The sequence below is a fragment of the Lutimonas saemankumensis genome (assembly GCF_020171465.1).
GTDB lineage: Bacteria > Bacteroidota > Bacteroidia > Flavobacteriales > Flavobacteriaceae > Lutimonas > Lutimonas saemankumensis.
The window spans coordinates 422,977-441,013 of record NZ_JAIUZR010000003.1; the positions used below are offsets into that span (position 1 = coordinate 422,977).

The window sequence follows — 18,037 nt, forward strand, 5'->3', positions numbered from 1 at the left end:
AAAAAAATCCTGAATTTGAAGATTCTTGACAGATACATACTCAGAAAATATTTTACTTCTTTTATTTTCACCTTATTGATCTTAATACCAATTGCCATGGCAATTGATGTGGCCGAGAAGGTTGGGAAATTTTTAAAAGCTGAGGACCTGACCGTCCAGGAGATTATCAATGACTATTATGTCAATTTTATCATAAACTACGGAAATACATTTATGCCTTTGGCCTTGTTTATTTCCGTGATCATGTTTACTTCTAAATTATCCAATAACTCGGAGATTATCGCTATCCACAGTTCCGGAGTATCTTTTAAACGGTTTTTGCAGCCCTATTTAATAGGGGCAACAATCATCACGGTTATTTCCTTATATACGAATCATTTTATCGTTCCTGACTCAAATAAAACCCTGGAAAAGTTTGAGGAGGATTACCTGCGCTCCATATATAAGAAAAAAACCAAAAGTTCGGTGAGTAAGGTCAGTCTTCAGTTGAGCCAGGATGATTATGTCTATTTTGGATATTTTAATTTTAAATCAAAAAACGGATATAATTTTTCATATGAGCATTTTGACGGAAACAAACTTGTTTATAAAATCATTTCCCAGAATATCAGGTGGAACGATCAGGACAGCACTTACCGATTAAGTACCTACCGGAAGCGTTTTGTAGGGGAACATAAAGATAGTCTTGATAACGGAAGTTTTATGGACACGGTGTTTAATTTTACACCAAAGGATCTTTTGTATGTAGATTATCTTGCCCGTGAAATGCCATCTCAAAGCCTGAGCAGGCATATCAAGCAATCCGAGAACAGAGGTGTGAAAAATTTGAATAACTACAAGGTAGAGCTTTACAAAAGGACAAGTTTGCCAATATCGTCTTTTGTACTTACCTTAATTGCAGTAACGCTTGCTTCGAAAAAGAGAAGAGGAGGAATCGGTTTTAACTTAGCAGCCGGAATTAGTTTGATGTTCCTTTATGTGTTTTTTATGAAGGTTTCGGAGGTTTTGGGGTCTACGGCTGAATCTATTCCGTTATTAATGGTATGGATACCCAATATAATATTCGGTATAATTGCTGCAATTCTTTATTTCAATGCCAACAAATAAACTTAAGAATCAACTCCATCTGCACTTTATAGTCTTTATCTGGGGTTTTACAGCCATATTGGGAGCACTGATCTCAATTGATGCGATCCCATTGGTTTGGTTCAGGGTTTTTTTGGCTTCGGCTGCTTTATTTATTTTTCACAAAATAAGGGGAATTCCATTTCAGGAAAAATGGGCAGATTTATTTAAATTTCTTATTGGTGGGATCCTGGTGGCACTTCATTGGGTTACCTTCTTCCACGCCATTAAAATTTCTACCATTTCCACAACACTTATCACCTTGTCGTCAAGTGCATTTTTTGTAGTTATCATTAAACCTTTTTTTGAACGAAATAAAATTGAAGTTTATGAGTTGATACTTGCGGTAATTACCATAATGGGATTTGTCATTATATTCAGAAGCGAACAACTTTATACGGAAGGAATTTTGGTGGCACTGGCTTCTGCCGTATTAGTTGCCTTGTTTTCGGTTTATAACAGCAGACTTATCACATCCTATTCAGGAAGTAAAATTGCATTTTATGAACTGTTTTTTGCCGGTGTTTTTCTGACCTTTGTGCTTCTTTTTAAGAATGACTTTTCTCCGGAATTTTTTATGCTGTCAGGTAACGACTGGATGTATCTGATGATTTTAGCTGTTTTATGCACCGCTTATCCCTTTGTTGTGGCTACCAATTTGTTGAAAAAGATGAGTCCTTTTACCATAGTTTTGACAAACAATCTTGAGCCCGTATATGGAATTTTACTGGCTCTGGTGCTCTTTGGCGATAAGGAACGGCTTAGTACAGCATTTTATCTTGGAGGCCTTATCATATTTAGCTCGGTTCTGATCAACGGAATTGTAAAAAGTACAAAATTTAAGGGAAGACTGAAATCTGACGACAGATAGTAACGCAAAGTTTATATATTTGTAGCCTGAGTTTAACTTGAATCAACACATCAAAAATGGAATATCTGGATTTTGAATTACCAATTAAGGAATTAGAAGATCAGCTTGATAAATGCAGGTTAATAGGAGAAGAAAGTGATGTAGACGTAACGGAAACCTGTCAGCAAATAGAGTCAAAATTAGAAGCTACACGAAAAGAAATATTTAAGAATTTAACTGCCTGGCAAAGAGTCCAGTTGTCAAGGCATCCCAACCGCCCATATACGCTGGATTTCATTAAGGCCCTGACAAAGGGTACTTTTATGGAGCTTCACGGAGACAGAACGGTTAAGGATGATAAAGCCATGGTAGGCGGATTAGGAAAAATTGGGGATCAGTCCTATATGTTCATAGGCCAGCAAAAGGGTTATAATACGAAAACTAGGCAGTACCGGAATTTTGGAATGTCTAACCCAGAGGGGTACAGAAAAGCCTTGAGGCTGATGAAAATGGCTGAAAAATTTGAGATTCCTGTTGTCACGCTTATTGATACACCAGGTGCATATCCCGGACTGGAAGCAGAGGAACGGGGCCAGGGTGAGGCTATTGCAAGAAACATATTTGAAATGACACGCCTTAAAACGCCAATAATATCAATTATTATCGGTGAGGGAGCTTCAGGTGGTGCTGTTGGAATTGGTGTAGGGGATAAAGTTTTAATGCTGGAGAACACATGGTATACCGTAATATCTCCGGAGTCATGTTCTTCAATTTTATGGCGTAGCTGGGAATATAAGGAGGTAGCAGCAGAATCCCTGAAGCTTACGGCCAAAGATATGAGTCGTCAAAAACTAATTGACGGGATCATAAGAGAGCCTCTGGGAGGAGCGCATACGGACCGTGAAAAGACCTACAAATCAGTCGAAATGGCTATTAAAAAGGCTTATAAGGAATTGGAAAACTTAAGCCCTGAAAAGCTTGTTAAACAGCGTATGGAAAAATACGCTAACATGGGTGTTTTCAAAGGGTAGGGTCCTTGGAAATAATTTAGTTTACACAATCAGAATCCCGGATGTTTTCCGGGATTTTTTGTTTCCGAAAACCTCATGGTTCATTCAATTTAAGTTTCTGCTCAAAAATCTAATGATTTTGGTTAAATTTATATAAAGAATCAAGGCATGAAAATTCTTTCGGCAGAACAGCTTTACCTGACTGATCAGGCCACAATTAAAAACCTGCCCATATCATCTTTGGATTTGATGGAAAAGGCTGCATCCAAGTGTTTTAAATGGATTGTTGAAAAGTATCCAGACAAGGACATTACTTTTTATATTTGTTGTGGGGTTGGTAACAACGGAGGCGACGGACTGGTCCTTTCAAGGCTGCTTAATCAGGAGGGATACAAGCCGTCTACCTACATCATAAATTTTTCAGAAAATAGAAGCCAGGATTTTAGGACAAACTTAAAACGGATTGAGAATCTGAATCTGTCTGTTAACGAAATCAGACCGGGAGATTCATACCCTGAATTTAACGAAAACGGGGTGATTATTGACGCCATATTTGGGATTGGATTGAAAAGACCGGCTGAAGGCTTTGTCGCGGATTTTATAAGTCATATCAACGATTCCCGTGCTTCAGTCATTTCAATTGATCTTCCTTCGGGCCTTTTTGTCGACATGCCCAACGGTTCATTGGATCATATCATTAGGGCATCATATACCCTTAGTTTTCAGACACCAAAGCTGGCATTCCTGCTACCAGATAATCATCAGTTTGCCGGGGAATGGATCATCCTCGATATTGGACTGGATAAGGGGTTTATTGACGGTTTGGAATGTCAAAAGTATTTTGTTGACCTTGATCGGGTTCAAACAATAATAAGAAAGAGAAGTACTTTTTCCCATAAAGGAACTTTTGGCCACAGTTTGATCATAGGAGGTAGTTTTGGAAAAATTGGAGCCATGGTTCTGGCTTCAAAGGCGGCTCTTAGATCGGGTTCTGGCCTTGTTACTGCCTATATTCCCAAGTGTGGATATTCTTCACTCCAAACGGCTGTTCCAGAAACCATGGTAGAGGTTGATGATGAGAAGCTCATACAGTTTTTCAATGTGAAAACTGAGGCTTCGGCAATTGGAATAGGACCGGGACTGGGAAGAAATCCAAAAACAAGAAAAGGGTTCGTAGACTTTCTTTTAAAATGTGATGTTCCGTTAGTTATTGATGCCGACGGGCTAAATATGATCTCGGAATACGACGATTTGTTGAGTATTATTCCTAAAGGTAGTGTTCTAACCCCACATCCTAAAGAATTTGAACGGCTCGTGGGAACATGGACCAATGATTATGAGAAACTTGACAAACAACTGAGTTTATCAAAAACCCTGGATTCGGTTGTAGTATTAAAGGGAGCGTATACCTCGATTGCTTATCGAGGAAGGCTGTTTTTTAACAGTACCGGTAATCCGGGTCTGGCAACTGCAGGAAGCGGGGACGTACTTACAGGAATGATCACTGCATTCAGGGCACAAGGCTACGATCCACTTGAATCCTCACTACTTGGTGTCTATCTTCATGGGCTGTCTGCTGATATTGCTGTCAATGGAAAGGAATCCCCGGAGTCAATGACCGCTTTGGACTGTATTAGCCATCTGGGAGCTGCCTTTAAGCAGGTGGGCTCCAAATAGATGGCATTAAATTTGTAGCTGTTTTATAAATAGAATTCAAATGAAGATAGATAAAAGCATCATAGTAACGTTGTTTATAGGTATTATATTTGCGATATCATGCAAGTCCAAGGACGTGCAGAGTGGAAGTGTGCTTGCTGTTAATGAATCGGAACGGGATACAATCGTTATCGAGAATGAGGAACTGGAATATCAGATCATCATCATCGAGATCGGTTTTGATGCGTGGCTGGCCACGCAGAGACCCATGGAATATTATACTCAGCCAACCCTGGAAAGCAAAAACCTGTTTTGGGTAACTACCTATAATCAAAGAGTGCTTCGTCCCGATGTCTATAATCCGAACATTTACATGCAGACCATTGAGTACGACCCAAAAATTGATTACGGGATGGAAGTCAATTACCTTTTATATAAGTATCTTGAATATTTCCAGAAAAAATACAGACAAAAACTATAGGTTGACTATGTCTTGCGCTTCAAATCGTTAAAACGAGTTACTGACTATGTTTTTTTCAAATCAATAAGAATAGAAAAAGTTTTATTGATGTCCTCTTCTTTTACCACCAGAGTTATTTCATGTGTTGTTGATATTACCTCCTGAACCGGAATATTTGCCCAGGCCAACTGTTTGAGAATGAAATAGTAAATGCCCGATTGTTCAAGATTTTTTTTTGGAAGTTTAATGGTCATCGAGGCCAATTTTGACATTGAATTGATCAATTCTTCTTCCTTGAAGATTTCATCGATATCATCCTTTAGATTAGCACTGATCACAATATTAGTTTCGAAAATTCCCTGGGACACAGTAAAAAAAGATTCTCTGTTCTCTCCAATTTTTGCAAAGATTTTAGAGATGTGACGGTAAAGGGACGGTGAATTTTTATAGGTATAATCAAACAGATCTGAACGAACTATGAAATCACCTAGTTTGAGAGAAAGAGATTTGATATTTTTCCTGATCTTAAGAATTTCAAGGGGTGACATTCTGTTGATAGACATCATAATGGCCCCTGATTTAACCTCCTTGCCAAGAGAACGTTCAACCTCAGGTTGTATAAGTCTTGCCAAAGAAGAGACATTGATCAATTTGTCCTGCATAGCCTCTTCGATAAAAGGAGTTCTGTGAATGATAGTCTCTACGGTCTCTTGAATCGTTTTCATTGTTAAATTTTGAACAATATGTTATAATATGTAAATATATTATAAAAATTTTATCGCGAAGTTCTTTTTATAAATATTTGCGGAAAAATTAAAGAGTCATGCTTGTATTAAAATTTGGAGGAACATCAGTAGGATCGGTAGAAAATTTCAGAAAGGTTGCCGATATAGTCCGGGATACCGAAGGGGAGAAAATTGTAGTATTATCGGCCATGTCGGGGGTAACAAATACCCTGGTACAAATCGCAAGTTTATTGGAAGCCAATAGACCGGAAAATGCCTTGACACTGATCGACGAATTGAATCAGAAGTACCTTGATGTTGCCAGGGAGTTATTGGAATCGGATGAGGCTTATTACAAGGCTCAAATTGTTTTGAAGAAACATCACCAAACCTTGATATCGGTCAGTTCAGAAGAATTCAATTCAGATCAGGAGAAAATTGTCCTGGCACAGGGTGAATTGGTTTCCACCAACCTTTTTCAGTTATATCTTGAGGACATTAAAGAAGATTCTGTTTTATTGTCAGCTCTTGATTTTATGTCAATAGACAAACACGGTGAACCAAAAACCGAGGTGATCAGGGAAAGGCTGGGGAAAATACTATCGAATTACCAGTCTTCAATATATATTACTCAAGGATTTATTTGCAGAAATGCCAATTTACATATCGATAACTTAAAAAGGGGAGGAAGCGATTACAGTGCCTCACTCATTGGAGCTGCTGTTAGAGCAGAACAAATTCAGATTTGGACGGATATTGACGGAATGCATAATAATGACCCAAGGTTTGTTGATTCTACTTTTTCGGTTAGTGAAATGTCTTTTGCGGAAGCTGCGGAGCTTGCCTATTTTGGAGCAAAGATTTTACATCCCCAAAGCATCATTCCCGCTCAGGAAAACAATATTCCCGTGTTGCTTCTAAATACATTTAAACCTGAGTCTAAGGGTACTTTAATACACAATAAGGCTTCGGTAAGGAAAATTAGGGCCATAGCGGCCAAAGACAATATTACCGCCATCAAGATCAAATCATACCGAATGTTAATGGCCTATGGATTTCTGAAAAAAGTTTTCGAAGTTTTTGAAGCTCATAAAACTTCAATAGATATGATTACTACTTCTGAAGTTGCTGTTTCACTTACCATTGATAATACTGAAAAACTGGAGGCTATAACCAATGATTTACAGGGATTTGGAAATATAGAAGTCGATACTGATTTAAGTATCATTTGTATAGCAGGAGACATTGCTCAGAATAAAAAAGGAATCACATCAGCCATCTTTGAGGGCCTTAAAGATGTTCCGATCAGAATGATTTCGTATGGAGGAAGTAATTACAACCTGTCATTTTTGGTAAAAACCTCAGATAAAATAGCAGTTTTGAATCTCCTTAATGAAAGCCTGTTCCCTGAACTGTCAACTGCACCTGTCTAGAGAATAAAAAAAAAGCCATCAGTCAACTGATGGCTTTTTTTTTATTAAATATCTTCAAAGTTTAAGTCGGTAAAACTATCTGTTGAAGAATTCTTAACTTCTGTCCCGTTAATATCTTCACCGTTTAGTTTATGGTAATCCTTCTGGTGACGTTCACTAATCACTTCTTTACCTTTTTCTTCAACGATAAATGAAGTTGCTTTATTTAGAATTTCGGAGAATTCACTAAAGTCTTCTTTATACAAATAAATTTTATGCTTTTTGTAATGGAATGATCCGTCTTCATGTGTAAATTTCTTACTCTCAGTGATCGTCAGATAGTAATCCCCTGCTTTTGTTTCTCTCACATCAAAAAAATAGGTTCTTCTACCTGCTCTTAACACCTGAGAGAAAATCTCTTCCTGTTCCATAAACCCTTTATCGTCCATATTAACTTTCTATTAAATTAAAATTCATACAATTGTTGAGACAAATCTATAAAAATATATAACGTATGCAACAATTATTTTAGTCCATTTATCAGCAGAAAACTCACTAATCTGTTAACTTTTCTTCAAGTTGTTGATTATAAATGTCTTGATAATAACCTTCTTGTACCAGTAATTCATCATGAGTTCCGGATTGAACGATCCTGCCTTCTTCCAGTACAATAATCTGATCCGCATTTTTAACGGAAGAGGCTCTGTGACTGATAATAAAAGTAGTTTTGCCTTTTGTTGCTTCATCCAGATTCTGAAGAATTATCTCTTCAGTTTCCGTATCAACTGCAGAGAGGCAATCATCAAAGATCAAAATCTCCGGATCAGAAATCAAAGCCCTTGCTATAGAAACCCTCTGTTTTTGTCCGCCGGAAAGCGTTACGCCACGCTCTCCAACCAGAGTTTCAAATTTCTGGCTAAAATTCATTATGTTATCGTAGATATAAGCTGATTTAGCAGCTTTCTCGATTTGATCAGTTGAGGCATTTTCATTACCAATTCTAATGTTGTCTGCAATGGTGTCTGAAAACAAAAAGGCATCCTGAGGAACAAAACCAATACTACCCCTAAGGGATTCCAGGTTCAGATCCCTGACTGGGGTTCCGTCAACAAGGATTTCTCCGGAACTTGAGTCATAGAGTCTGGCAACCAATGCCGCAATTGTTGATTTTCCCGACCCGGTTCGTCCCATTATGGCAATGGTTTTACCCTGATCAACTTTGAAACTTATATTTTTCAAGGCTGTAATATTGGTGTCTTCATATTCAAAGGACACATTCTTGAACTCAATATTTCCCTTGATTACAGAAGGTTCTTCAACAAGGTTTTTAATACTTGGCTTCTGTTTTAAAAATTCGTTGATCCTTTTTTGAGAAACCTCGGCCTGCTGAATAATTGAAGTTACCCAGCCAACAACGGCCACCGGCCAGGTAAGCATATTAACGTAAATGATAAATTCAGCGATGATACCAATGTTTTGTATTTCACCATTGATGTATTGCATCCCACCTATATATATGACAAGAATATTGCTGATCCCTATCAGGAGTATCATTAAAGGGAAAAACAATGCCTGAGCTTTATAAAGTGAGATATTTTTATCCTTGCTTGTGTTGGCAAGCACAGAGAAGGTATTCGAAGTGAATCCCTCAATACTATAGGCTTTTACTACGTTGATACCCGAAAATGTTTCCTGTGCGTTGGTGGTCAGTTTGGAAAGGTACTGCTGTACGATATTACTTCTTTTATTTATAATCCTGCTCAGAATATAGATCGACACGGATAGGACAGGTAATGGCATCAGGGTGTACATGGTCAAAGTCTGATCAATGTTCCACATTTTTGTGATAGCAATGATAAACAGTACCAGCATATTCATGGTATACATGATAGCAGGACCAAAATACATTCTCACTTTACCAACATCTTCACTGATTCGGTTCATCAGGTCGCCCGTCCTGTTTCGTTTGTAAAAATTAAGGGAAAGCATTTCGTATTGATGGAATATCTCATTTTTAAGATCAAATTCGATCAGTCTTGACATCACGATAAGCGTCTGTCTCATTAAGAACGTAAAGAATCCCGAGAGCAATGCTGCTCCTATGATATAAAGTATATTAAGTATCAGTTGTGATTTGACAATCTCAAGATCAGTAATTCTGTTACTTGTGTAGTCCTCCACAACATTTAAGGATTCTTTGATCAACTGTGGAATCTGAAGAGCAAATACTTTAGCTACTATTGTGATCAGGATCCCAAGAATAAGCCTTGCTCTGTATTTATAGAAGAATTTATTTAAATATCTGAGTGCTTTCATGAATATAATCCGGCATTACGCGTAGGCGAAGATACATAAATAATAAACGCCTTTATTTTGCAGTTTTCATACAAAGCAAATTTTAACCTTTTCTTTAGATTTATCAAATATGGTTAGAAAAAAAAATGGTATTTTTGCCAGCAATTAATTGCTCAAATAATTTATTTGAATTACGATCTTTTTTATCATGGTGAATAGAAGACATATTCGTATTAAGGTAATGCAGTCAGTTTATGCCATACTTCAATCGAAAAGCGACGATCTAACCAAGGAAGAGAAATTTCTCCTTTTCAATATTAAAAAAACTACCGAACTTTATGTGCTTCAATTGCTTCTTATGGTAGAGGTCAGGAACCTGGCTCTGGAACATATAGAGATCAAAAAGAAAAAGTATCTTGCCACACATGAAGATATTAATCCAAATTTAAAGTTTATTAATAATCGTTTGATTCGGTCCATAGTGGATAGTCCTGAAATCAAGGCTTATGTGGAGGGATCTAAATTGACTGATTGGAAAGATAATCGAGAATATGTGAGGATACTTTTGGATGAACTCATTGAAAGTGAACTATACAAAGACTATCTCAATGATACGGAGGATACATACTACAATGACAGGGCTTTTATACTGGATTTCTTTAAATCCATAGTTGCTCCCAATGAAAAGCTTTTCGATTTTTATGAAAGCCTCAACCTGAGCTGGGTGGACGATTATCCGCTTGTCAACACAAATGTGATGAAAGTGATCAAGCAGATGGATAAGGATGACTACTTTACTTTAAGCCAGCTTAAAGTTAAGGAAGATGATGAGGAGTTTCTGGTGGATCTTTTCAGAAAGACTATTCTGCATCAACAGGAATTTACAGGAGAGATCGATGCTAAAACACCAAACTGGGACACGGAAAGGATTGCGGATATGGATATGATACTTATTAAGATGGCCTTGACAGAGTTTCTTTATTTCCCTTCTATACCTACAAAAGTGACCATCAATGAGTACATCGAGATTGCCAAGGATTATTCCACAAGAAAAAGCAGTTATTTTATTAATGGGGTCCTGGATAAACTTTTGAAAGAATACAATAAATCAGGTAGATTGAAGAAAATTGGAAGGGGATTATTATAAAAAATTATACTTTTACAAAAACAAATTTTAACAGAATGAAAAAAATTATTGCTTTATCCGTTTTGAGTTTGACTTTAGTGTTTGTGTCATGTAATGAGAATGCTGCAAAGAAGATTAAGAGTGAGAATCTTGAGTTGGCTAAAGAGAGAGACAAAGAAATCAAAATTGGCGGACCTAAATTGAAATTTGACAAAACAGAACACGATTTTGGAGTGATCAATGAAGGAGATGTTGTGGAAACCGTGTTTTCTTTTACAAATTCAGGGAAATCAGAGTTAATTATCACTTCAGCAAAAGGAAGTTGCGGCTGTACTGTTCCTGAATGGCCAAAGGAACCTATCATGCCTGGAGAGAAAGGGTCGATTAAGGTTAAGTTTAACTCAGACAGAAAGCCAAACTTGCAACAGAAGAATATAACTCTGGTTACAAATACGGATCAGGGAAAAGAAATTTTAAAAATAAAGGCTCAGGTTACTCCTAAGTCCAAAGTTCAACAGAATAGCTAATTGAAATGATATATCAAACTATTTTTTTACAAGCCGGAGGCGGCGGGATAGGGAATTATATTTTAATTCCACTTATGTTTTTGGTGCTGTATCTTTTTATGATCAGGCCACAGATGAAAAGACAAAAAAACGAGAAAAAATTTCAGTCTTCCATTAAGAAAGGGGCTAAGGTAGTTACTACGAGTGGAATTCACGGTAAGATCGTGGATTTGATCGACAGTGACAACACTTGCGTAATCGAAACGGGAGCCGGAAAGATTAAATTTGAACGATCTGCCATTTCAATGGAGTTAAGCAAAAAATATGCTCCAAAAGAGGTGAAGAAAAAATAAATTTCTCACATAGAATTGTTAAGAGGTTATTGTGAAATATGTTTTTCTGATAACCTCTTTTTTTTTACATTTAGACAAGTAAAACAGAGCCCTGATGCTGGAATCAAATGGTCCGAATAATACGGAAGTACGTCAAAATCAAAAAAAATTAAAAGTTTTTTTGATTTTTCTTTTGCTGGCAACACTCTTCTGGTCCCTTATAAAACTTTCCAAGGAATATATTTCTGAAGTTGAATTTCAGCTCTCTTATTCTGATATTCCCAAAAATAAACTTATTCAGAATGAGCCTGAAAAGAAAGTAAAACTTACTTTAAAAACGGTTGGATTCAAATTGCTGAATTATAGTTTTAAAAAAAGGGTTCTTGATTATAGTTTGACTGAGGTAGAACGGAAATCAGGTTCCATGTATTTTAGTGAAACCAGCAAAAACACCAACTTTCTTCAGGCACAGCTTTCCGCAGAAACGATTGTTTTGAATATTGAACCTGACACGTTGTTTTTCGACCTGGGAGTAAAGAAATCGAAAAAGGTTCCAATCGTTTCAAGAGTGGACTTTGGCTTTAAGACCGGATTTAATTTTGTAGGAAGTTATAAGGTTGATCCTGAGGAAATTACTATCTCGGGACCTGGAAAGGTTATTGATACCATCAATGAAGTACTGACATCCCCTACGGAATTTAAGGATATTTCTGAGTCATTTGAGTATCAGGTTCAACTAGAGGCTCCAAATCAGGTTACCGTTCTTGAAAAGGATTTTGTAGTTGTAAGGGGAGAAGTAGATAAGATTACTGATGGTTCCTATAATTTACCATTTAAAATCATCAATCTGCCCAGAAATGTTATCATAAGCACCTATCCAAAGGAGGTTAAGGTAATTTATCAGGTGGCGTTGAAAGACTACAACAAGATTCCGGAAAATGCCTTCAGTGTGCAGGTTGATTACAAGCAGACCATGGATAACAATTTGGATTATCTCATACCGGAACTGATTGAAAAACCAGAGATCGTGACCAGTGTAAAAATCGTTCCCAACAAAATTGAATTTCTTATAAAGAAATAACTAATGGCCGGAGGCCCAAAAGAAAAAAACTTGAAAAAAGTTGGCTTAACAGGAGGAATAGGAAGCGGAAAGAGTACCGTGGCCAAAATGTTTGAGGATCTTGACATTCCGGTATATTATGCTGATGACAGGGCAAAATGGCTCATGGTCAATTCTACTGAGTTGAGGCAGGCCATCAAAAATACGTTTGGAAATGAATCCTATACTGATCAGAAATTGAACAGAGCCTACCTTGCGACAAAGGTTTTTAAGAATAGAAAAGAACTTGATAAGTTAAATGCCATCGTTCATCCTGCCGTAAGAAGAGATTTTAAAGAATGGATTGAGAAGCAAAACGGACCTTACGTTATACAGGAGAACCCCTTAATTTTTGAAAGTCAGAATGAAAATCAATTTGATGCCGTTATCTCGGTTGTTGCTGATAAGGAAATAAGGATAAAACGAGTGATGTCCAGGGACGGCCATACAAGAAGCGATGTGATCAATCGAATGAAGAACCAGACTTCAGATGAGGTAAGAAGATCCAAATCTGATTTCGTCATAAATAACACAGATATTTCGGACACCCGATCGCAGGTTTTTCGAATTCACCAAAGGCTCCTTATCCTTAATCCTTAAAAAAATCTATATCGTTTTAATTTTTTGTTAAATTAATTGTAATTTTCGTTAACAATTGTTAAAAGATTATTTATAAGCTAAAGAAAACATACATTTGTTTCAATGAGTAAACGAATTTTTGTACTTTTAGTGGTATTGATGGTGATTTCATTGCTTGGAATCATTACGGTTCAGATATTCTGGATCCGGTCTTCTATTGAAATGAGGGAAGAGCAGTTTTCAACAAGTGTGAAGTTTGCTTTGGCGAGGGTTTCGGAAAATATTCAGAAAAGAGAATTCAAAGACAATATTTCCCGGTATGCACCTATGATCGACAGTATGCAGAAATCCAAACAAAGTAATGTCAGGGATTTTGTGTTTCAACAGATTGATACAAGCAGAAATGAAATTTTTACATACAGGCAGAGTATTCTTGAAAATAATTACAAGTCTCAAATATCTCCTTTTGAAACGGATACTGTCAATTTTAAAACGTTTCTGAGCAGAGAAGAAACTCAGGTTGAAAAAATAGAATTCAATTCAAAGGATTTTTCTGAGTTATCACCAAAAGACAGGATGATCAAGGTGGAAAGGCTTGATAAATACGATAAGCTCGAATTAGAAGGTATTTTTAAGAATATTGTGGCGAGAACACCCATTCATGATCGGGTGAGTGCAAATGAGATTCGAATGAACCTTGACAATGAATTGAGAGCCAGAAATATTCAGACCAAGTTTGAATTTGGGGTGTTTAATGAGGACCTGATCACGAAAGTAAAATCGGATAGGTTTGTTGAAAAAAGAGGTTATACATATAATGTACCTTTATTTGTTACTGATGATATAGAGGATTATACTCTGTTTGTAAGTTTTCCTGAAAAGAAGGAATACATTTTATCGACGATTTCATGGATTTTGATTCTCTCGGCCCTGTTTATTTTTATTATCATTCTGTCTTTTGCAAGCGCTTTGTATCAATTGATAAAGCAGAAACAGATTTCAGAAATAAAGACTGATTTTATCAATAACATGACTCATGAGTTCAAAACGCCAATAGCAACGATTAACCTGGCCATAGACTCGATAAGGAATCCTAAAATTATTGGAGACAAGGAAAAGGTGATCAGGTATTCTCAGATGATTAGAGAGGAAAATAAAAGGATGCATGCTCAGGTAGAAAATGTACTAAGAATTTCAAAACTGGAGAAGAATCAGTTGGATCTTAGTAAGGACGTGGTGGATTTACACGACATAATTGAGGATGCAGTGTCTCATGTAAGTTTGATTATTAAGGACCGCGAGGGTGAAATTACTCTTTCGATGGAGGCGAAGCAAAGTGAGATTTCGGCAAGTAGATTCCATATGACAAATGTGGTGACCAATATGCTAGACAATGCGATCAAATATTCGGAAGGTTCACCAATCATTAAAATGGAAACTGTTAATGCCGGAAATTCGATTGTTTTGAAAATTACTGATAAAGGAATTGGCATGTCAAAAAATGTTCAAAGAAAAGTGTTTAATAAATTTTACAGAGAGCAGACCGGTAATGTCCATAATGTCAAAGGACATGGGCTTGGATTGTCCTATGTAAAGAGTATTGTTGAAAAACACCATGGGCAGGTTTATGTTGAAAGTGAAAAAGGAAAGGGAAGTACGTTTACAATGAAACTACCAATAATTTAAAATATTTTAAAAATGGCAAATAAAAAAATATTGCTCGTTGAGGATGATCCGAATTTTGGAACCGTTTTAAAAGATTATTTGGCACTAAATGATTATGATGTTCATCATGCCAAAGATGGTTTAGATGGCTTGATTGCCTTTAAAAATGATGATTTTGATATTTGTATTCTGGATGTTATGATGCCGAAAAAAGATGGATTTTCTCTTGCTAAGGACATCCGGTCAGTGAATGCTGATATCCCTATCATTTTTTTAACTGCCAAATCCATGAAAGAAGATGTATTAAAAGGATATCAGGTTGGGGCAGATGATTATCTGAACAAACCTTTTGATTCAGAGATCCTCTTACATAAGATAAAAGCGATCCTTCAACGAAAGGAATCCGATGCTGCTAACGATGATAACCAGTTTGAATTTGAAATTGGAAAATTTCATTTGAATTCAAAACTTCGACAATTAAGTTTTGATGGAGAAGAGCCGCGTAAACTTTCACCAAAGGAGAACAAATTGCTCAAATTGTTGGCCATGTACAAAAATGACTTGTTGCCAAGAGATCTGGCGTTGACAAAAATTTGGAGAGATGATAACTACTTTACCTCAAGAAGTATGGATGTTTACATTGCCAAGTTGAGAAAATATCTGAAACTGGATGAGAATGTCGAAATCATTAACATCCATGGTGAAGGATTTCGATTGGTGGTGAATTAGAAAGATTTCATTTGAAAAATGAATTAGGCCGAATCTTTTTGATACGGCCTTTTTTATTGTTGTATTTTTACACGGGTAAACCGGTCCTATGTCTAAACTTTTGAAATTATATGAAAAAAATCCTGATCAGAGAATTGTTGATCAGGCCGTTGAAGTATTAAGAAAGGGTGGGCTTATCATTTATCCAACAGATACGGTATATGGCTTAGGTTGCGATATTACCAAAACAAGGGCTCTGGAACGTGTGGCGAATATGAAACAGACCAAACTGGAAAAAGCCAATTTTTCTTTTATTTGCTATGATCTAAGCAATTTATCGGAATATGTACGTCAGATTGATACACCCTCCTATAAAATTCTTAAACGGGCCCTACCGGGACCTTACACTTTTATTTTAAAGGGAAATAACAACCTTCCAAAGGCCTTCAAAAAGAAAAAGACTGTCGGAATTCGAGTTCCTGATAACAATATCATTAGAACCATAGTTAAAGAACTGGGCAATCCGATTGTTTCTACTTCGATTTACGATGAGGATGACGTAATTGAATACACAACAGATCCCGAACTAATCCATGAAAAATGGAAGGACAGGGTAGATTTAGTTATCGACGGGGGCTATGGCGGTAATATTGCCTCGACCATTATCGATCTCACTGGAGATGAGATCAATGTTGTTAGAGAAGGAAAAGGGTCGTTAGATATTCTATAAATTATTTTTACTGGATAAAGCCTTATAATTACTTTTCAATTTTTTGAGGAAGATTCCATATATAATTCTGTAAAATAACCAAAAAATTGATAGTGCAAGCAGAAGTAGGATGATCGATACGATCCACATGGTGGTCATATTGGCACCTTCATTGAGTCCGTTAATAAAATCTTCTGAACTATAGACTGCATAGAACATGTTCAGCCCTATGATTGCCATTATGGTAAGATTATAGTAAATATAGTTTTTTACGGTTCTTCGTGTTTTTAAAATATTTCCTAACAGTACTTTAACCGTACTTTCTGCCGAGATGTTCCTGTAATTCTTATAAAAAACATAGATAAACCCTAAAATGATGACAACGTGAATAATGGAATAAAACATCATAACATTACTCAGGCCGTATTGCTGATAAAAGGCTCTGGTACTTTCAAAATCAGTGAATAGATAGACTAAATTGGGCAAGATGAACTCAAGTAAACTAATGATCAAAATCCATTTTACTATAGAAGATGATTTTTTTTGAACCATTTTATTGATGTCAGATTCTGAAAATCTGATTTTTGATTCCTCCTGATTTTTCCATATGTCTTTTAGGCTATCTAAATTCTCCATACTTACGGATTTAAAATGTTCTTAAGTTTGGTCTTGGTTCTATTCATTTTCACTCTTGCATTTACCTCGCTAATCCCCAGAGTCGTAGCAATTTCTCTGTAGCTTTTATCTTCCAAATACATGAGGGCCAACGCTTTTTCGATGTCGTTAAGACTGTAAATAGCCTTGTAGAGCAGGTCAAGCTGTTTATCTTTTTCATTATCATACCCCTGATATTCCAATTCTTTCAAATTGTCATATATCTGGGTTGTCTCAACACTTCTTTTGGATTTTCGATAAAGTGATATTGCCGTATTAAAAGCAACCCTGTACATCCAAGTGCTGAACTTAGATTCACCTCTGAATTTGGGATAGGCTTTCCATAACTGAATTGTAATTTCCTGAAAGAGATCTTTGTGCGCCGCTTCATTATTTGTATACGACCTGCATACTTTATGAATGATGCTCTGATGCAATTCTAATTCTTTAGCAAATTTCTGTTCAAGTTCCTTGGTCACCAAAAGCTGATTTACGTATTAGTAGGTTTTTCTTTAAAAATGTTACGAACTTTTTGAGATTCAAAAATAATTTAGATGATAAAAACTACAGTTCATCCCAAAAAAATGACAGTTGGGTCAGTTAAAATTTATTTTTCTCCCCCTGGATCGCACATTTGTACCATAATTAATCAATAATACTAAATTTTAAATAATGATACGAATTTTTATTACAGCAGTCATTTATCTAATCAGTTTATTCAGCCAGGCCCAGGAGAAAAGTGGCCCAATGGAGGTGATTGAAGGTTCAAAATTATACTGTGTGGAGTTAACAATTAACAGGGTTCCTTCTGATAAAGGGTATATTTATTTTGCCATGTATGCTTCTGAGGAAGATTTTTTAAACCGAAACATCTATAAGAAAACCAGAGTAAAGGCAAGTAAAGATGGAGTAAAGATCAGCTTCAACGATGTGCCATCCGGAACCTATGCAGTTACCTGCTACCATGATGCCAATGATAATGGTCGTATGGATTTTTCAAGTGGAGGCATGCCTGAAGAAGATTATGGCATGACGAATAATGTCATGAGTTTTGGGCCTCCGAGGTTTAGCGATGCAAAATTTGAAGTAAAAAATAAAGACCTTACATTTGAGATAGTATTTTAAT

20 protein-coding genes are annotated in these 18,037 nt (G+C 36.4%); 15 read left to right on the forward strand and 5 right to left on the reverse strand.

Features of this window, described 5'->3' with window-relative positions:
- Window positions 1-15: 15 nt before the first annotated feature.
- From LCM02_RS03335 to LCM02_RS03355, 5 genes are all read left to right on the forward strand, one after another.
- Window positions 16-1,107: an LptF/LptG family permease gene (locus LCM02_RS03335; protein WP_224926906.1), complete on the forward strand. Its 1,092-nt coding sequence runs from the start codon at window positions 16-18 to the stop codon at window positions 1,105-1,107.
- Window positions 1,094-1,996, forward strand: coding sequence for a DMT family transporter (locus LCM02_RS03340; RefSeq protein ID WP_224926907.1), 903 nt, complete (start codon window positions 1,094-1,096; stop codon window positions 1,994-1,996). The genes LCM02_RS03335 and LCM02_RS03340 overlap by 14 nt, the downstream gene beginning before the upstream one ends.
- Window positions 1,997-2,052: 56 nt before the next feature.
- Entirely contained in the window at window positions 2,053-3,006 is a 954-nt protein-coding gene (locus tag LCM02_RS03345) for an acetyl-CoA carboxylase carboxyltransferase subunit alpha (protein ID WP_224926908.1), read from the forward strand.
- A 147-nt stretch (window positions 3,007-3,153) separates the two neighbouring features.
- Window positions 3,154-4,662 carry an NAD(P)H-hydrate dehydratase gene (locus LCM02_RS03350; RefSeq protein WP_224926909.1) on the forward strand — a complete coding sequence of 503 codons (1,509 nt, stop codon included), beginning with the start codon at window positions 3,154-3,156 and terminating at the stop codon, window positions 4,660-4,662.
- 40 nt (window positions 4,663-4,702) lie between these two features.
- The gene (locus LCM02_RS03355; protein ID WP_224926910.1) at window positions 4,703-5,122 is read left to right on the forward strand and encodes a DUF6146 family protein; all 420 of its coding nucleotides are present in this window, start codon (window positions 4,703-4,705) and stop codon (window positions 5,120-5,122) included.
- 44 nt (window positions 5,123-5,166) lie between these two features.
- On the opposite strand, the gene LCM02_RS03360 is transcribed toward LCM02_RS03355, so the two are convergent.
- Complete coding sequence (locus tag LCM02_RS03360; RefSeq protein ID WP_224926911.1) at window positions 5,167-5,826, reverse strand: hypothetical protein; 660 nt, start codon at window positions 5,824-5,826, stop codon at window positions 5,167-5,169.
- A gap of 98 nt (window positions 5,827-5,924) precedes the next feature.
- Between LCM02_RS03360 and LCM02_RS03365 the strand changes: the two genes are divergently transcribed.
- Window positions 5,925-7,259, forward strand: a complete 1,335-nt coding sequence (locus LCM02_RS03365) for an aspartate kinase (RefSeq protein ID WP_224926912.1) — start codon at window positions 5,925-5,927, stop codon at window positions 7,257-7,259.
- A gap of 44 nt (window positions 7,260-7,303) precedes the next feature.
- Here LCM02_RS03365 and LCM02_RS03370 read toward each other — a convergent pair whose 3' ends face one another.
- Window positions 7,304-7,687 (reverse strand): PUR family DNA/RNA-binding protein, encoded by a 384-nt coding sequence (locus tag LCM02_RS03370; protein ID WP_224926913.1) that lies wholly within the window; start codon window positions 7,685-7,687, stop codon window positions 7,304-7,306.
- Window positions 7,688-7,793: 106 nt separating this feature from the next.
- Window positions 7,794-9,554: an ABC transporter ATP-binding protein gene (locus LCM02_RS03375; RefSeq protein WP_224926914.1), complete on the reverse strand. Its 1,761-nt coding sequence runs from the start codon at window positions 9,552-9,554 to the stop codon at window positions 7,794-7,796.
- Between the two features lie 187 nt (window positions 9,555-9,741).
- Here LCM02_RS03375 and nusB point away from each other — a divergent pair, with 187 nt between their 5' ends.
- The 8 genes from nusB (at window position 9,742) to LCM02_RS03415 (ending at window position 16,278) form a co-directional block, all read left to right on the forward strand.
- Window positions 9,742-10,680, forward strand: a complete 939-nt coding sequence (nusB, locus tag LCM02_RS03380) for a transcription antitermination factor NusB (RefSeq protein WP_224926915.1) — start codon at window positions 9,742-9,744, stop codon at window positions 10,678-10,680.
- 35 nt (window positions 10,681-10,715) lie between these two features.
- A complete protein-coding gene (locus tag LCM02_RS03385) occupies window positions 10,716-11,186 on the forward strand; it encodes a DUF1573 domain-containing protein (RefSeq protein ID WP_224926916.1) in 471 nt (156 codons plus the stop codon).
- A 5-nt stretch (window positions 11,187-11,191) separates the two neighbouring features.
- Window positions 11,192-11,518 carry a preprotein translocase subunit YajC gene (gene yajC, locus LCM02_RS03390; protein WP_224926917.1) on the forward strand — a complete coding sequence of 109 codons (327 nt, stop codon included), beginning with the start codon at window positions 11,192-11,194 and terminating at the stop codon, window positions 11,516-11,518.
- Between the two features lie 94 nt (window positions 11,519-11,612).
- Window positions 11,613-12,578 (forward strand): CdaR family protein, encoded by a 966-nt coding sequence (locus LCM02_RS03395; RefSeq protein ID WP_224926918.1) that lies wholly within the window; start codon window positions 11,613-11,615, stop codon window positions 12,576-12,578.
- A 3-nt stretch (window positions 12,579-12,581) separates the two neighbouring features.
- Window positions 12,582-13,196 (forward strand): dephospho-CoA kinase, encoded by a 615-nt coding sequence (gene coaE / locus LCM02_RS03400; protein WP_224926919.1) that lies wholly within the window; start codon window positions 12,582-12,584, stop codon window positions 13,194-13,196.
- A gap of 102 nt (window positions 13,197-13,298) precedes the next feature.
- Window positions 13,299-14,861, forward strand: coding sequence for a sensor histidine kinase (locus tag LCM02_RS03405; protein WP_224926920.1), 1,563 nt, complete (start codon window positions 13,299-13,301; stop codon window positions 14,859-14,861).
- A 12-nt stretch (window positions 14,862-14,873) separates the two neighbouring features.
- Window positions 14,874-15,569 (forward strand): response regulator transcription factor, encoded by a 696-nt coding sequence (locus LCM02_RS03410; protein WP_224926921.1) that lies wholly within the window; start codon window positions 14,874-14,876, stop codon window positions 15,567-15,569.
- Between the two features lie 88 nt (window positions 15,570-15,657).
- A complete protein-coding gene (locus LCM02_RS03415) occupies window positions 15,658-16,278 on the forward strand; it encodes an L-threonylcarbamoyladenylate synthase (protein WP_224926922.1) in 621 nt (206 codons plus the stop codon).
- Here the strand turns inward: LCM02_RS03415 and LCM02_RS03420 are convergent.
- A complete protein-coding gene (locus LCM02_RS03420; protein WP_224926923.1) occupies window positions 16,273-16,893 on the reverse strand; it encodes a hypothetical protein in 621 nt (206 codons plus the stop codon). The genes LCM02_RS03415 and LCM02_RS03420 overlap by 6 nt on opposite strands.
- Before the next feature lie 2 nt (window positions 16,894-16,895).
- The gene (locus LCM02_RS03425; RefSeq protein WP_224926924.1) at window positions 16,896-17,390 is read right to left on the reverse strand and encodes an RNA polymerase sigma factor; all 495 of its coding nucleotides are present in this window, start codon (window positions 17,388-17,390) and stop codon (window positions 16,896-16,898) included.
- A 193-nt stretch (window positions 17,391-17,583) separates the two neighbouring features.
- Between LCM02_RS03425 and LCM02_RS03430 the strand changes: the two genes are divergently transcribed.
- A complete protein-coding gene (locus LCM02_RS03430; protein ID WP_224926925.1) occupies window positions 17,584-18,036 on the forward strand; it encodes a DUF2141 domain-containing protein in 453 nt (150 codons plus the stop codon).
- The last annotated feature ends 1 nt before the right edge of the window (window position 18,037 follow it).

Bases quoted from the DNA above. Each gene is read 5' to 3' on its own strand.
- LCM02_RS03405 (WP_224926920.1), top strand. From the start codon at position 13,299: ATGAGTAAACGAATTTTTGTACTTTTAGTGGTATTGATGGTGATTTCA.
- LCM02_RS03355 (WP_224926910.1), top strand. From the start codon at position 4,703: ATGAAGATAGATAAAAGCATCATAGTAACGTTGTTTATAGGTATTATA.
- nusB (WP_224926915.1), top strand. From the start codon at position 9,742: ATGGTGAATAGAAGACATATTCGTATTAAGGTAATGCAGTCAGTTTAT.
- LCM02_RS03350 (WP_224926909.1), top strand. From the start codon at position 3,154: ATGAAAATTCTTTCGGCAGAACAGCTTTACCTGACTGATCAGGCCACA.
- yajC (WP_224926917.1), top strand. From the start codon at position 11,192: ATGATATATCAAACTATTTTTTTACAAGCCGGAGGCGGCGGGATAGGG.
- LCM02_RS03370 (WP_224926913.1), bottom strand. From the start codon at position 7,687: ATGGACGATAAAGGGTTTATGGAACAGGAAGAGATTTTCTCTCAGGTG.
- LCM02_RS03415 (WP_224926922.1), top strand. From the start codon at position 15,658: ATGTCTAAACTTTTGAAATTATATGAAAAAAATCCTGATCAGAGAATT.
- LCM02_RS03375 (WP_224926914.1), bottom strand. From the start codon at position 9,554: ATGAAAGCACTCAGATATTTAAATAAATTCTTCTATAAATACAGAGCA.
- LCM02_RS03345 (WP_224926908.1), top strand. From the start codon at position 2,053: ATGGAATATCTGGATTTTGAATTACCAATTAAGGAATTAGAAGATCAG.
- LCM02_RS03340 (WP_224926907.1), top strand. From the start codon at position 1,094: ATGCCAACAAATAAACTTAAGAATCAACTCCATCTGCACTTTATAGTC.
- LCM02_RS03410 (WP_224926921.1), top strand. From the start codon at position 14,874: ATGGCAAATAAAAAAATATTGCTCGTTGAGGATGATCCGAATTTTGGA.
- LCM02_RS03385 (WP_224926916.1), top strand. From the start codon at position 10,716: ATGAAAAAAATTATTGCTTTATCCGTTTTGAGTTTGACTTTAGTGTTT.
- LCM02_RS03430 (WP_224926925.1), top strand. From the start codon at position 17,584: ATGATACGAATTTTTATTACAGCAGTCATTTATCTAATCAGTTTATTC.
- LCM02_RS03360 (WP_224926911.1), bottom strand. From the start codon at position 5,826: ATGAAAACGATTCAAGAGACCGTAGAGACTATCATTCACAGAACTCCT.
- LCM02_RS03395 (WP_224926918.1), top strand. From the start codon at position 11,613: ATGCTGGAATCAAATGGTCCGAATAATACGGAAGTACGTCAAAATCAA.
- LCM02_RS03420 (WP_224926923.1), bottom strand. From the start codon at position 16,893: ATGGAGAATTTAGATAGCCTAAAAGACATATGGAAAAATCAGGAGGAA.
- LCM02_RS03365 (WP_224926912.1), top strand. From the start codon at position 5,925: ATGCTTGTATTAAAATTTGGAGGAACATCAGTAGGATCGGTAGAAAAT.
- coaE (WP_224926919.1), top strand. From the start codon at position 12,582: ATGGCCGGAGGCCCAAAAGAAAAAAACTTGAAAAAAGTTGGCTTAACA.